At 68.0% G+C, this 13,508-nt stretch carries 13 protein-coding genes; 4 read left to right on the forward strand and 9 right to left on the reverse strand.

From position 1 onward, the window contains the following. The first annotated feature begins 83 nt into the window (after window positions 1-83). Window positions 84-1,337, forward strand: a complete 1,254-nt coding sequence (locus tag QM841_RS37070) for a cation:proton antiporter (RefSeq protein ID WP_283335848.1) — start codon at window positions 84-86, stop codon at window positions 1,335-1,337. A 46-nt stretch (window positions 1,338-1,383) separates the two neighbouring features. Here the strand turns inward: QM841_RS37070 and QM841_RS37075 are convergent, their stop codons facing one another. From QM841_RS37075 to QM841_RS37095, 6 genes are all read right to left on the reverse strand, one after another. Further along, on the reverse strand, window positions 1,384-2,817 hold the full coding sequence (locus QM841_RS37075) for a nucleobase:cation symporter-2 family protein (RefSeq protein ID WP_283335850.1): 1,434 nt from the start codon (window positions 2,815-2,817) through the stop codon (window positions 1,384-1,386). A gap of 10 nt (window positions 2,818-2,827) precedes the next feature. Next, the gene (gene pucL, locus QM841_RS37080; RefSeq protein WP_283335851.1) at window positions 2,828-3,721 is read right to left on the reverse strand and encodes a factor-independent urate hydroxylase; all 894 of its coding nucleotides are present in this window, start codon (window positions 3,719-3,721) and stop codon (window positions 2,828-2,830) included. Between the two features lie 2 nt (window positions 3,722-3,723). Then, entirely contained in the window at window positions 3,724-4,068 is a 345-nt protein-coding gene (gene uraH / locus QM841_RS37085) for a hydroxyisourate hydrolase (RefSeq protein WP_105422880.1), read from the reverse strand. Beyond that, window positions 4,065-4,574, reverse strand: coding sequence for a 2-oxo-4-hydroxy-4-carboxy-5-ureidoimidazoline decarboxylase (gene uraD / locus QM841_RS37090; RefSeq protein ID WP_283335854.1), 510 nt, complete (start codon window positions 4,572-4,574; stop codon window positions 4,065-4,067). Before uraD ends, uraH begins: the two co-directional genes overlap by 4 nt. A 131-nt stretch (window positions 4,575-4,705) precedes the next feature. After that, window positions 4,706-4,999: a DUF6328 family protein gene (locus QM841_RS43270; protein WP_349307451.1), complete on the reverse strand. Its 294-nt coding sequence runs from the start codon at window positions 4,997-4,999 to the stop codon at window positions 4,706-4,708. Then, a complete protein-coding gene (locus QM841_RS37095; RefSeq protein WP_280783668.1) occupies window positions 4,944-5,759 on the reverse strand; it encodes a shikimate 5-dehydrogenase in 816 nt (271 codons plus the stop codon). Before QM841_RS37095 ends, QM841_RS43270 begins: the two co-directional genes overlap by 56 nt. 85 nt (window positions 5,760-5,844) lie before the next feature. Between QM841_RS37095 and QM841_RS37100 the strand changes: the two genes are divergently transcribed. Then, entirely contained in the window at window positions 5,845-7,419 is a 1,575-nt protein-coding gene (locus QM841_RS37100; RefSeq protein ID WP_283335855.1) for a molybdopterin-dependent oxidoreductase, read from the forward strand. Between the two features lie 20 nt (window positions 7,420-7,439). Here QM841_RS37100 and QM841_RS37105 read toward each other — a convergent pair whose 3' ends face one another. The 3 genes from QM841_RS37105 to QM841_RS37115 form a co-directional block, all read right to left on the reverse strand. Then, entirely contained in the window at window positions 7,440-8,144 is a 705-nt protein-coding gene (locus QM841_RS37105) for an HNH endonuclease family protein (protein ID WP_283335857.1), read from the reverse strand. Window positions 8,145-8,209: 65 nt separating this feature from the next. Next, window positions 8,210-8,527, reverse strand: a complete 318-nt coding sequence (locus tag QM841_RS37110; protein WP_005252838.1) for a hypothetical protein — start codon at window positions 8,525-8,527, stop codon at window positions 8,210-8,212. Between the two features lie 71 nt (window positions 8,528-8,598). After that, window positions 8,599-9,501 (reverse strand): NADP-dependent oxidoreductase, encoded by a 903-nt coding sequence (locus QM841_RS37115; RefSeq protein WP_283335914.1) that lies wholly within the window; start codon window positions 9,499-9,501, stop codon window positions 8,599-8,601. Window positions 9,502-9,872: 371 nt separating this feature from the next. Here QM841_RS37115 and QM841_RS37120 point away from each other — a divergent pair, with 371 nt between their 5' ends. Then, the gene (locus QM841_RS37120; protein ID WP_283335859.1) at window positions 9,873-12,704 is read left to right on the forward strand and encodes a DEAD/DEAH box helicase; all 2,832 of its coding nucleotides are present in this window, start codon (window positions 9,873-9,875) and stop codon (window positions 12,702-12,704) included. Further along, window positions 12,701-13,474 (forward strand): SWIM zinc finger family protein, encoded by a 774-nt coding sequence (locus tag QM841_RS37125; protein ID WP_105422892.1) that lies wholly within the window; start codon window positions 12,701-12,703, stop codon window positions 13,472-13,474. The genes QM841_RS37120 and QM841_RS37125 overlap by 4 nt, the downstream gene beginning before the upstream one ends. The last annotated feature ends 34 nt before the right edge of the window (window positions 13,475-13,508 follow it).

Genomic DNA, 13,508 nt, shown 5'->3' on the forward strand with positions numbered 1-13,508 from the left:
GATTCGCGCACGGGGGTAACCGGAGGCGACCGGACTGGATCTTCCCCACGCGGAGGCGGTGGACCGCGCTGAACACCGATTTCGTGTATCTCACGGCAGGACTGGCTCTTCTGCTGGCGGCCACCGTTCCGCGCCTGTTCCAGGACCGTGCCGTCTCGGCGCCGCTGATCGTCCTGGCGGTCGGAGCCGGCGGCGGCCTGCTGCTCGGCGAGTCGGGCACGGACACCCTGTCGCCGGCACTGCATCCGGCTGTGACGGAGCACCTGAGTGAAACCTGCGTCATCGTCGCCCTGATGGGTGTGGGACTGGCGATCGACAGGCCTCTGGGCTGGCGGACGTGGAATTCGACGTGGCGCCTGCTGCTCATCGCGATGCCTCTCGGAATCGCCGCTGTCGCGCTGCTCGGCTGGTGGGTGGCGGCACTGACCCCCGCCGTCGCGATCCTGCTCGGGGCCGTCCTCGCGCCCACCGACCCGGTTCTGGCGTCCGACGTGCAGGTGGAGGGTCCCACCTCGGGCGGCGAGTCCCATCGGGAGGACGACGAGGTCCGGTTCGCGCTCACCTCGGAGGCCGGGCTCAACGACGCTCTCGCTTTCCCGTTCGTGTATCTGGCGCTGTTCATGATCGGCAAGGGACCGATCGAGCAGTGGATCGTGCAGTGGGTGGCCTGGGAGCTGATCGGCAAGGTCGTCATCGGCGCGGCCCTGGGGTGGATTGCCGGTGATCTGTTCGGCCGCGCGGTCTTCCGCTTCCCGATCACACACATGCGCCTCGCCGAACGCAGCGAACCCATCTTCGCGCTCGCCGCCACGTTCGCCGTGTACGGACTCACCGAACTGGCCGGGGGATACGGCTTTCTCGCCGTCTTCGCCTGCGCGGTCGCGATCCGTCGGACGGAGCGGGCCCACGACTACCACGCCGAGATGCACAGCCTGATCGAGCAACTCGAACACGTGCTCACCCTCGCCGTTCTGCTCCTGCTGGGGGTGGCACTCACCTCCGGTCTGCTGACCGGACTGACGTGGGGCGGGGTTCTCGTCGCGACAGCCCTCGTGTTCGTCATCCGGCCGGTGGTGGGATGGCTTTCGCTGCTGGGCTGCGAGGAGATGTCCGGTCCCGAGCGCCGGGTCACCGCGTTCTTCGGGGTTCGCGGAATCGGATCGATCTACTATCTCGCCTACGCCGCTGCGGAAGCCGGCGTGGACGACGAGAAATGGTTGTGGTCGACGGTGGCCTTCACCGTCGTCCTCTCCGTCCTCGTTCACGGGGTGAGTGCGACACGGGTGATGCGCCTGCTCGATCTTCGCAGGGAGGGCGGTGCAGTCGCGGACCGGTAGCGTCGCGACCGCACCGCCCGACCAGGGGGTGGCCTGTTCCGGCTGCTTATTCGTTCCGCACGGCGGAGGTGCGCGCCGTGTCTGCCGGGTGCTCCGAGTCCTCGGCTGGGTGGACGAGGACGGGTGGCGCCGCCGAGACCACCGAGGGAGTGGGCCGGTTGCCGGCCTTGATCTCGTTGAACAGGATGTTGAGCAGCACCGCGACGATGCTGGCCGCGCTGATTCCCGAGTCGAAGACGATGTGGACCCATTCCGGGAAGGCCGCGTAGAATTCGGGCACCGCGATCGGAATGACCCCGAATCCGAGGGCCACCGCGACGATCACCAGGTTGAGGTTGCCGTCGTACGACACCTTGGACAGGGTCCGGATTCCGCTCGCGGCCACCGAACCGAAGAGGACGATCCCCGCACCGCCGAGGACCGGCAGCGGCACGGACGCCACCAGTCGCCCCAGGACGGGGAACAGTCCGAGAGCGAACAGAACCGAACCTCCGGCCGCGACAACGTATCTGCTCTTGATTCCGGTGATCGCGACCAGCCCGACGTTCTGAGCGAACGCGCTGGCCGGGAACGTGCCGAACACCGGTGCCACGGTGGTGGCGAGCATGTCGGCGCGAAGACCGTCGCCGACCCGGCGGGCGTCGACTTTCGTTTCCACGATCTCGCCGACGGCCAGGATGTCCGCCGTCGTCTCGGTCATGATCACGAGGATCACCACCGTCATCGAGATGATCGCGCCGATCTGGAACAGGGGAGTGCCGAACGAGAACACCTGCGGCAGTTCGAAGATCGCGCCCTTTCCGACGGCACCGAAGTCGGCCTTGCCGATCAGCGCGGCGAACAGGGTTCCCACGACGATGCCGATCAGGATCGACAACCGCGACAGGGTTCCCTGCACCAGCCGACTCACCAGCAACACGATGAACAGGCTGAACCCGGCGAGTCCGATATTGGACATCGACCCCCAGTCCGGAGCCTTGGCGTTGCCGCCCATCGCCCAGCGCACCGCGACCGGAAGGAGGGAGATGCCGATGACCGTGATGATCGATCCGGTGACGACGGGCGGGAAGTAGCGCACGATCCTGCAGAAGAACGGGCTGATCAACAGCCCGATCGCACCGGCGACCATGATGGCTCCGAACACCGAGCGCAGTCCGCCCGGACCGCTGGCCACCGCCACCATCGTGGACACCGAGGCAAAGGAAATGCCCTGAACGAGGGGAAGTTTTGCCCCGAAATACGGAACGCCGAGGGTCTGCAGCAGTGTGGCCGCACCGCTGACGAACAATGCCGCCGACACGAGCAGTCCGATCTCGACGCCGGTCAGTCCGGCGGCGCCGCCGACGATCAGGGGAGGCGCGATCACGCCGCCGTACATCGTCAGGATGTGCTGCACACCGTAGACATACGACTTTCCGAGCGGCAAACGCTCGTCCTCGGGTCCGGGAGTTCCGGCAACCCGGTGTCCGATCCGCTTCATCGCCGCGCTCCTAGCAGAATCCGGGAACGGAATCCCAGGCGCGGCCGGCGTCGGGAGCGTCCTCGCGCTCGACGGTCGCCTCGATCAACCCGTAGGGGCGGTCGGCCGCGAAGAACACCTCGCCAGGGTTGTCGAGTCCGAACGGTTCCAGGTCGACGAGGAAGTGGTGTTTGTTCGGCATCGAGAACTTCACCTCGGCGATCTCGGGGTGCGCCTCGAGTACCGCCGAACCCATCTGGAACAGGGACTGCTGCAGCGCGAGCGAATGCGTCGTGGCGAAGGCCTCCAGCATGATTGCCCGCACGTTCTCGAAGGTCTTGTCGAAGTCGACGTCGCTGGTGAGGTACCGCCACCGGGCGCTCACCGACGTCGCGAGGATCCGGTCGGACGTCTCCTGCAGCGTGGTGTACTTGTCCTTCGGGTAGCCCCGGAACTCCGAGCCCGTCGACTTCAACACCACCATGTTGCTGAGACCGGACACGATCCACGTCCGATCGCCGTCGATGGTGACCACGGTGTTTCGCCGTTCGTCGCTCGATCGGACGAAGGAATGGTCGTGGCCCTCGCCGTCGACCGGGATCCGCGCCCACGAGTACTGCTCGATCTCCCACCGGCCGCCGGTGATCCACTCGAATTCCCCCGTGAAGTGCTGTCCGAGTCGCATGGCGAACGTCTCGATCGAGCCGACGCCGTCGCGGGCGAACGCGTACACCGTGTTCTTCTGGGTGTCCGTGGCCACGACGTGCGCGTTGTCGCCGTCGGTGTGCACCGCGTCGAGGTCGCCGCGCAGTTGCGACGTCACGGTGACGTCTTCGATCTCGTGTCGCTTCGTGTCCCGGGTGATCTTGACCAACCGGACTTCTGCCTTGCCGTACTGGTTCTGGCCGAGCACGATCTTGCTCATGATTAGCTCCCTCGGTAGGTCGAGTATGCGAACGGGCTGAGAAGGACTGGTACGTGGTAATGCTGTTCGCTGTCGGTCAACGCGAACGTGATGGTGATGTCGGGGTAGAACGCCGGACGTCCCTTCGCGGCGAAATAGCGTCCGGTGTCGAAGACGATCCGGTAGGTGCCCGGCTCGAGTCGGGCGGGACCCAGGGTCGTGACGCGTCCGTCGTCGTCGGTGACGGCCTCGGCCACGGTGATCCAGTCGGACTGCCGCTGGACCGTCAGCGTGACCGGCACCTCCCGCGCGGGCATGCCTTCGGCCGCATCCAGCACGTGGGTGGTGACCTGGCTGATCTCGCTCATGCGTCCAGCATCCCGGCGAGCCGACGTGCGGCGATGTCGCGCAGTTCCTCTGCGACAACGGCTAATTCGCTGTCCTCGTCGTTGAGGAGCCGGCGGTCGAGTGCGGTGAGGATGTCGGACGTGCTGCGGCCGGCGGCGCGGACGAGGAAGACCCGGCCGAACTTGTCCTCGTAGGCGCGGTTGCCGTCGGTGAGCCGCTTCTGCGCCGCCGCATCGGACGAATCGACGTTCGACTGCTCCGAGCGTGCCAGGTGCGCCTGGGCGTCGTCGCCTCCCGGGGGTTCACCGATTCGGGGATGGTGCGCGAGGGCTTGCTCGATCTCGTCCGCGGAGAGCGGTCCCGCGCCCGACCTGGCGGCGGTGAGAAGCGAGGCGCGATCGGTGTACGGCCGGGCGGACACGAGTTCGTCTGCCCACCGGGGAATATCCAGGCAGATTCGCGCCAGTTCCGTTGCCTCGGAGTGTGAAGCCTCGTTGAATCGTTGGAGTCCTGCATCGAGATCCATGCGACCCTTCTTCCACAATGCGAAATAATGATTCCGTATAGAGAAGCGTGACAGGGGTCACAATTCATGTCAAGACCCAAAATTGAATTAATCCAGATTCGGATGCGAGTGCGGTCCGCGGCGTGCTGGAATCACGACCCGCGAAAGCTGTTGTAGGACAACAGTGCGCGGGCGCGGTCGCGCCGAAATGCGGGGTTCGGGTCCTCACAGCCGGCGCGAACAGGTCGGCCTTGCGCAGGATGTCGTCCCGGTGAAGGCGACCGCGAGGAGGCGGACGGGATCTGCACGCCTGCCTGCGCGACACGGAGTTCCTGCAGCAGCTCGCTCGAGTTGCGTGTGAGCCGTTGCAAGAACTCCTCGGTGTTCACCTCACGACCGTGAGTACTCGGAGGCCCTGCGGATCTCTTCGGGGGACGGGCGGACACCGGTGTAGAGCACGAACTGCTCCGCCGCTTGCAGTGCAATCACCTCGGCGCCGGTGATGACGGTCTTGTGGCGTTCGGCCGCGGCCCGGATCAGCGGCGTCGCGGCGGGCATGGCAACCACATCGAACACGGCCTCCGCCGCATCGATCGCATCGAGTTCGAACGCCAGATCGTCCGCTTCGGGACCGCCCGCCATGCCGACGGGGGTGGCATTGATCAGGAGCCCCGGCCGTGCCGCGCCGAGTTCGGGTTGCCAGTCGAATCCGTACTGCTTCGCGACGGCGCCGCCCGTCGTCTCGTTGCGGGCGACCACCGTGACGTCGGTGAAGCCGTAGTCGCGCACGGCGGCGACCACCGCTTTGGCCATTCCGCCGCTCCCGGCCACCGCGACGGACAGCGAGTGGGGCAACGCGTTGTCGCGCAACAGGTTCGCGATGGCCTGGTAGTCGGTGTTGTAGGCGTGCAACACTCCGTCCTCGTTGACCACCGTGTTGACGGACTCGATGACCGACGCCGATTCGTGCATCACGTCGACGTACTCGATGATCTGCTCCTTGAACGGCATGGAGACGCCGGCGCCGCGAATGCCCAGCGCGCGGATGCCGCCGACCGCAGCCTGGAGGTCGTTGGTGGTGAACGCTTTGTAGACGAAATTGAGGCCCAGCTCGCCGTACAGATAATTGTGAAACCGGGTGCCGATGTTGCTCGGTCGGCCGGAGAGCGAGATGCAGAGAAGAGTGTCTTTGTCGAGCTGGTTCATCCGGTAAATACTAGTAGTGGGCTCCCATCCGTGCGCGTTCTCAGCTCCGAATACACGGTGACGACGGCAAAGGAGCAGGGCTGCGATGACTACGACGATCGGTGACCGGCACGAGGCGGCGCGGACGCCCCGGAGACGGCGGCACCTGTTCTCCCGCGCGCTCGCCGGAGTGATCGCCGCCGGAGTCGTGCTCGGGGTGGGCGAACTGCTATCGGTGCTGATCGACCCGAACTCGTCGCCGTTCTACGCGGTCGGATCGACGACGGTGGACCGCAGTCCTGCCTGGGCTCGCGAGTTCGCGATCGACACGTTCGGCACCAACGACAAACCCGCACTGTTCGTCGGGATGACGATCCTCATCGTGCTCCTCGCCGCGACAGCGGGCATCGTCGAGCGTCCCCGCGCCCCGTTCGGCAGCGCGATCCTGGCGGTTCTCGGGCTGGTGGGAATCTTTGCCTCGACCCAGCGTCCCAGCGCCACGTGGATGTTTACGCTTCCGACCGTGGTGGGAGTCGTCGCCGGCATCGCGGTTCTGCGGGTGCTGACGACCGCCGCGCGGGTGCCCGAGGACTCCGATGCCGAGGATTCGTGGTTGCCGCGCCGGACTTTTCTACTGTTGGCCGCGGCCGCCGCCGCGACGGCCGCGGCCGCGGGAGCCGCCGGCCGGTACCTCGGGCAGCAGGCCGCGGGAGCTCTGGACAACCGCCGCGCCTTCGCCCTTCCCGACGTGTCGGACCGGGCGGCCCCGATCGTTTCCGGCACCGACGTCGACGTGCCGGGAGCTACCCCGTTCGTCACGTCGAACGAGGAGTTCTACCGGATCGACACCGCACTGCGGGTCCCGCGGTTGACGACGGACGACTGGCAACTGCGCATCCACGGCATGGTCGACCGCGAGCTCACGCTGACGTGGGACGACCTGGTCGCGAGGACGCCCGTCGAACGGGTGATCACGCTGACGTGCGTGTCCAACGAGGTCGGCGGAAACCTTGCCGGCAACGCGACGTGGATCGGCTACCCGATCAAGGACATCCTCGACGAGGCCGGCGTGCACCCGGGCGCCGACATGCTGCTGTCCACGAGTAGCGACGACTTCACGGCGGGCACCCCGGTCGAGGCCCTGCGGGACGGCCGCGACGCGATTCTCGCGGTGGCGATGAACGGTCAGCCGTTGCCGTTCGAGCACGGCTATCCGGTGCGGCAGGTCGTCCCCGGTCTCTACGGCTACGTGTCGGCCACCAAATGGGTGGTGGATTGGGAACTCACGCGATTCGACGAGGCGGAGGCCTACTGGACCCAGCGCGGATGGTCCGCGAAGGGTCCGATCAAGACCGCGTCGCGGATCGACGTGCCCGCCTCGTTCGCGCCCACCGCATCCGGACCCGTCCTCGTCGCCGGAACCGCATGGGCGCAGCACCGCGGCATCGCGAAGGTGGAGGTACGGGTCGACAACGGCGAATGGCAGACCGCGACCCTCGCCCCGCAGTACACCATCGACACCTGGCGGCAGTGGACCTGGGAGTGGCAGGCCACGTCCGGCCTGCACACCCTCCAGGTGCGCGCCACGGATCTGGACGGCAACGTTCAGGTGGAGGAGCGGACGCCGCCGATTCCGGGTGGCGCCACCGGCTGGCACACGCGGTCCTTCACCGTGGCCTGAGGCACCGTCGCCTGAGGCGCTCACGGACACTTCTCCGCCACCTCGGCGAGCGCGTCGCGGTCCGCCACCGTCACCGGAAGCCCGTACTCCACCGCCACGGAGAGATACTTGCCGGCGTAGAAGCAGTGGTACGCCGGATTCGGCGGAAGCCAGTCCTGCGGGGTCCGGTCGCCCTTGTCCTGATTGTCCGGACCGTTGACGGCCAGCAGGTTGAACGTGACGTCGTTGGCGAACCGGAGCCGACGCTCGGGCGACCACGTCGACGCGCCCATGTCCCACGCCGCCGCCAAAGGGTAGACGTGGTCGATCTGAACGGATTTGGCGTCGGCTCGGTCGAATTGGAGCACCTCGCCGGAATACGGATCGGCGAGGACCCCGCTCAGCACTACGCAGTCGCGGGTGCCGTCGCGGAACGCCACCGAGCGGAGATCGAGCGCGAGAACGTTGTTGCGGGTGTCGCACCCGTCGTGGCCGGCCGCGGCGTCCTGGTCGTCGGTCCAGGCCGGGCCGAAGACACACAACTCCTTGCCGGAACACCCGCGCTGGTATCCGCCGGGGTGCGGGCGGGACTCGACCGTCGCGACCCGGCCGAGCAACTCCTCGATGTGTGCGCGGGGCGGACTGCCCGGAGCGGGGCCGGGGCCGCTGAGGTCGAGAAGCGACACCCCGCAACCGCAGACCGTCAGGATCGCCGCCAGCCACGCGGCCACGTACAGAAGTCTCATGCGTCCCCCGGCGCTCGACCCATCTCCCCCTACCACGGGGGAGTATGCACCGGGCCCCCGACAGGTCAAGTGAAGGGGAGGCGCACCGCGGCGATCGACGACAGGTGCGTGCCGTCGTGGCCGATCACCCAGGAACCTCCGCTCTGCCTGCACTCGGCGAGCAGGTCGAGGGTGCGGAGGAGGAAGAAGATCGCCTCGCTGGGGGTGGGGGTGACCGCAAGCCTGTGTGCCTCACCGTGTTTCATCCCGTCGAGCCACACGCCCGACTGTCCGTCCAGTCGAATCGTCACGATGTGCGTGGCATCGACGAAGGCGTACTTCCGTTGCTCCCACGGAGTGGTGAGCGCGTACCCCTGTTCGAGAACCTGGATCAGGATGCTCATGACCGACTCCCGAGTGTCCGGCAGTTACGTCTCTCCAGCATCTACCTCGGAACGGGTGAAAGCCAGACCTGCTAACCGAACTCGATCACGACCTTGCCGCTCGTGTGACCGGACTCGACCATGGCGAGAGCGTCACCGGCGTGTGCGAACGGGAATCGGTGGGCGACCCGCGGGTCCAGGGTCCCGTCCGCCACCAGTGCGGCCACCTCCGCGAACACCGCGGACGTTCGACGCCGTTCCACTCCCGAGCCGCCGAGATCGCGCGCGGCGAGCGAGTCGCCGACGCTGATGATCGCCGCCGGATCCGCGACCACCCGCGCGGCCTCGGCGAGCGCGTCACCGCCGACGAGGTCGAAGACGGCGTCGACCGGGCCGGGTATGCGTGCGGCCAGTCCGTCTCCGGACGCCACCCAGGTGGCACCGAGCGATTCGACGACCTCCCGCTTGCTCTCGCTCGCGACGCCGATCACCGTGACGTCCCGCGCCGCGGCCAACTGCAGCGCCGCCACCCCCACGCCGCCGCCCGCACCGACGACGAGCAACCGACTGCCGGGCGCCAGGTCCAGGGTGGTCAGCGCGTCGTACGCGGTTCCCGCGGCGACGGGGAGCGTGGCCGCGTCCGCGAACGAGACCGGGTCGGGCTTGTGCGCCGCCGAGGCCGTGTTGAGCAGGGTGTACTCGGTGTATCCGCCGAATCCGGTGGCGGTCGCGCCGAACACGGCGTCGCCGACCGCGAAGCCGGTCACCCGGGGGCCGACATCCGCGACCACACCGGCGACCTCCCGGCCCAGAACGGCGGGAAGGGTGACGGGGACGGTGTCCTTGCGCGTGCCCGCCCGCACCTTCCAATCGGCGGGATTCACGCCGGCCGCGTGGACGGCGACCAGCAACTGTCCGGGGCCGGGGGAGGGAACGGGGACGTCGAAGAACTGCTGCGTCTCGGGGCCGCCGTACTCGCTGAAGCCGTATGCCATGCTCACGCCCACAGTCCTATCACGAACCGGGGGCAGGATTCGGGCACGACGAAGGCCCGCCGAGGTGGAGTCGACGGGCCCTTCTCGTGAGAACTCAGCCGCCCAGGGAACCCAGGGAGCCTGTGCCTCCGCCGCCTCCGCCGCCACCCATCAACGGTCCGAGGACCTGGATGAGTTGAACGAGAACTTCCAAGATCTGTTCCATGTCCATTTCGACTTCCTCCGATCACTGCGATCACGTACGGCAGCGATCCCGGTGAGTTACCGGCGTGGACAGCCGCCAACTCGTTCATCGGTGGAATATGGTCGAGGGTTACATGTCACGAGCAGGGATTTCACGCGCTGTCGGTCGCACCTGCTTGGATGGGTGCATGCTGCACGGCCTCTGGACACCGGGTTCGGGTCTCATGCTGTGGGTGGAGGGCCGGAATCCGGCCACCGAGGAGCCGACGGATGCGGTCGGTCGGGTGCTGGCACGGAAGTTCCGGCATCACGTGAAGGTGCCGATGCCGACGCCGTCGGGGCCGGAGATGCTCGAGTGGGCCGCGGTCGCGCTCGCACCGCCGGACGCGACGGAGTTCCTGCTGTCGGTGTCGGCCCGCGACCCCCGGGTCGCCGGGGATCTGCGCTACCTCGCCCACGTCGCCCGCGGTGTCGAGCGGTGGGCACGCGCCGGCCGGGTGGTGCCCGAGGTGCACCGCGCGGAGGGCGGCTGGTGGCCGCGCTGGCGGCTGCTCGGCGGTGAACGGCAGCGTGCGTGGCTCACGGAGCTGGCCGTCGCGATGCCGCCGGTCCAGCGTCACGGCACGACGCCCAAGGCCGTGCTCGACGACATGGTCACCGAGCTGACCGACCCCGTCGCCCGCCGTGTCCTCGAACGCAGGCACCCGGACGATTCCGGCAGCGACGTGGATCATCCGCTGATCGACGCGCTCATGCGGGGTGACCAGTTCGCCGAGGGCACCGCCCAGCTGTCGGGCTCGCTGGACGGGTGGCGTGACAGCCTCAAGGTGGACGAGCCCGAACTGGTGCTGCGGCTCCTCGAGCCGGAAGACGTGGACGTGGAGGGGGATTGGGACCCGGACACGGTGCTGTGGCGACTGGAGGTCTGTCTTCGTCCGGAAGGCGAAGCGCCGGTGCCGATTCCGCTGCACCGCACGGAGGCGAGTCGCCTGCAGATCGGGGTGCGCAAGCTGACGGAGGCCGTGGCCGCCTACCCGCGACTGCAGGATGTTCCCAGTGATCCCGACAGCCTGGACCTGATGTTGCCCACCGCCGTGGTCATCGACCTCGTGGGGCACGGTGCGGTGGCGTTGAAGGAGAAGGGCATCAGCCTGCTGCTGCCGCGGGCGTGGAGTGTGGCGTCGCCGTCGATGCGTCTGCGGGTGAGCTCGCCGAGCACTCCGGCGAGCGCGGAGAACCGGGCCGTCGGCAAAGACCAGCTGGTGCAGTACAACTGGGAGCTGGCACTCGGCGACACGGTGCTCACCGCCGCGGAGATGAATCGGCTGGTCAACTCCAAGAGCGATCTCGTGCGGCTGCGCGGTGAGTGGGTCCGGGCGGATCAGGAGGTGCTCTCCCGCGCCGCGCGCTACGTGGCGGAGCGGCACGCCAGCGGCGACCGGGCCATCGTGGACCTGCTGAAGGACCTGATCGCGGACGATCTGTCCGATCTCCCCGTGGAGCAGGTCACGGCCACCGGCTGGGCGGCCGCGTTGCTGGACGGCGACACGAAGCCGCAGGACGTGCCGACCCCGGACGGCTTGGACGCGACGCTGCGCCCGTATCAGAAGCGGGGGCTCGACTGGCTGGTCTTCATGAGCCGCCTCGGCCTCGGGGCCGTTCTCGCCGACGACATGGGTCTCGGCAAGACACTGCAGTTGCTGGCACTGCTGGCACACGAGAATGCCGCGACACCCACCTTGCTGGTGTGCCCGATGTCGGTGGTCGGCAACTGGCAGCGCGAGGCGGCACGCTTCGTGCCCTCGCTGCGGGTGCTCGTCCACCACGGCCCGCAGCGGCTGAGCGGTGCGGAGTTCAGCGCCGCCGTGACGCAGAGCGATCTGGTGATCACCACGTATGCGCTGCTGGCCCGCGACGTCGCGCACCTGAAGGAGCAGGACTGGCGGCGTGTCGTGCTGGACGAGGCGCAGCACATCAAGAACGCGAAGACGTCGCAGGCGCGGGCGGCGCGGACCATTCCGGCGGCGCACCGCGTCGCTTTGACGGGCACTCCGGTCGAGAACCGCCTCGACGAACTGCGCTCGATCCTCGACTTCGCGAACTCGGGCATCGTGGGCTCGGAGGCGATGTTCCGCAAGCGTTTCGTGGTGCCGATCGAGCGGGAGCAGGACCAGACGGCCGTCGCCCGGCTCCGTGCGGTCACGTCCCCGTTCGTGCTGCGCCGGGTCAAGACCGATCCCGCGGTCATCGCCGACCTCCCCGACAAGTTCGAGATGACGGTCCGCGCCAACCTCACCGCGGAGCAGGCCGCGCTGTACCGGGCGGTGGTCGACGACATGATGGCGCAGATCAAGGACAAGAAGGGGATGAAGCGCAAGGGCGCCGTCCTCGCCGCCCTGACGAAACTGAAGCAGGTATGCAACCACCCGGCGCACTTCCTGCGCGACGGGTCGGCGGTGATGCGGCGCGGACAGCACCGCTCCGGCAAGCTGGGGCTCGTCGAGGACATCCTGGATTCCGTGGTCGCGGACGGCGAGAAGGCGTTGCTGTTCACCCAGTTCCGGGAATTCGGCGACCTCGTGACCCCGTACCTCGCGGAGCGGTTCGGTACTCCCGTGCCGTTTCTGCACGGGGGCGTCTCCAAGCAGAAACGCGACGACATGGTGGCCTCGTTCCAGGGCGACGACGGGCCGCCGATCATGTTGCTCTCGCTGAAGGCGGGCGGGACGGGTTTGAACCTCACCGCGGCCAATCACGTCGTCCACCTCGACCGGTGGTGGAATCCGGCGGTCGAGAACCAGGCCACGGACCGGGCGTTCCGGATCGGTCAGCGGCGGGACGTGCAGGTGCGCAAGCTCGTGTGCGTCGGCACCCTGGAGGAGCGGATCGACGCGATGATCGCCACCAAACAGGAGCTGGCCGATCTCGCCGTCGGGACGGGCGAGAACTGGGTGACGGAGATGAGCACCGAACAACTCGGCGAACTGCTCCGGCTCGGCGACGAGGCGGTGGGCGAATGACGAATCGGCGACCGGGGCCCCACTTCGGTCAGTACGGCAAGCGTCGACCGGTGACGGGCGGGCTGGAGGCACGGTCCCAGCGCGGATCGTTCGGGCGCACGTGGTGGGGCCGCGAGTTCGTGGACATCATCGAGTTCGTCGCCGACAAGGGCCGGATGAGCCGTGGGCGGAGCTACGCGCGCAGCGGTCAGGTGATCTCGCTCGAGATCGCCGCTGGGATGGTGACGGGGGAGGTCCAGGGCAGTCAGCTCCAGCCGTTCGTCGCGACCGTCTCGATCGATCGCCTCGACGACGCGGAGGTCGCGGAACTCGTCGCGCTGGTGCGTCGGCAACCCGGCAGTCTCGCGATGCTGGCGGGCGGCGGAGTTCCGGAGGTTCTCGGACCCCTGCTGCTGCCCGCCGGGGCGTCCGCGCTGAATTACGACTGCACCTGCCCGGACGACGGCTGGCCCTGCAAGCATGCGGCGGCGGTCGCGTACCTCACCACCGAACGCATCGACGAGAACCCGCTCGAAATCCTGACGTTGCGGGGCGTCGACCTGGACATGCTGATCGACGGTGTCGGCGGCGACTCCTCCGACGCGGACGTCGACGACTGGTTCGGTGACGAGTCCCCGCTGCCCGCCCTGCCCGACGCCGACTTCCGGGCGGCGATCGACGACCTCGACCCGCTGCTGTTGCGGAAGGCGATCCGATCGGTCAGCGAGGACGAGCGTGCGGTGGACGCCGCGATTCGGGAGCTGAAAGCGCTGTACCAGCACTTCCGCTGACCGTGCGATGATGAGGACGCGGAAGCTCGCCTCG

The organism is Rhodococcus sp. IEGM 1307, assembly GCF_030056915.1.
In the GTDB taxonomy this organism is placed as follows: domain Bacteria; phylum Actinomycetota; class Actinomycetes; order Mycobacteriales; family Mycobacteriaceae; genus Rhodococcus_F; species Rhodococcus_F opacus_D.

What these genes read in the sequence shown, in the direction of transcription:
- QM841_RS37095 (WP_280783668.1), bottom strand. Translation starts at nt 5,759, where the DNA reads ATGAACCAGCTCGACAAAGACACTCTTCTCTGCATCTCGCTCTCCGGC.
- QM841_RS37120 (WP_283335859.1), top strand. Translation starts at nt 9,873, where the DNA reads ATGCTGCACGGCCTCTGGACACCGGGTTCGGGTCTCATGCTGTGGGTG.
- QM841_RS37125 (WP_105422892.1), top strand. Translation starts at nt 12,701, where the DNA reads ATGACGAATCGGCGACCGGGGCCCCACTTCGGTCAGTACGGCAAGCGT.
- QM841_RS37105 (WP_283335857.1), bottom strand. Translation starts at nt 8,144, where the DNA reads ATGAGACTTCTGTACGTGGCCGCGTGGCTGGCGGCGATCCTGACGGTC.
- uraD (WP_283335854.1), bottom strand. Translation starts at nt 4,574, where the DNA reads ATGGATCTCGATGCAGGACTCCAACGATTCAACGAGGCTTCACACTCC.
- uraH (WP_105422880.1), bottom strand. Translation starts at nt 4,068, where the DNA reads ATGAGCGAGATCAGCCAGGTCACCACCCACGTGCTGGATGCGGCCGAA.
- QM841_RS37115 (WP_283335914.1), bottom strand. Translation starts at nt 9,501, where the DNA reads ATGGCATACGGCTTCAGCGAGTACGGCGGCCCCGAGACGCAGCAGTTC.
- QM841_RS37100 (WP_283335855.1), top strand. Translation starts at nt 5,845, where the DNA reads ATGACTACGACGATCGGTGACCGGCACGAGGCGGCGCGGACGCCCCGG.
- QM841_RS37110 (WP_005252838.1), bottom strand. Translation starts at nt 8,527, where the DNA reads ATGAGCATCCTGATCCAGGTTCTCGAACAGGGGTACGCGCTCACCACT.
- QM841_RS37075 (WP_283335850.1), bottom strand. Translation starts at nt 2,817, where the DNA reads ATGAAGCGGATCGGACACCGGGTTGCCGGAACTCCCGGACCCGAGGAC.
- pucL (WP_283335851.1), bottom strand. Translation starts at nt 3,721, where the DNA reads ATGAGCAAGATCGTGCTCGGCCAGAACCAGTACGGCAAGGCAGAAGTC.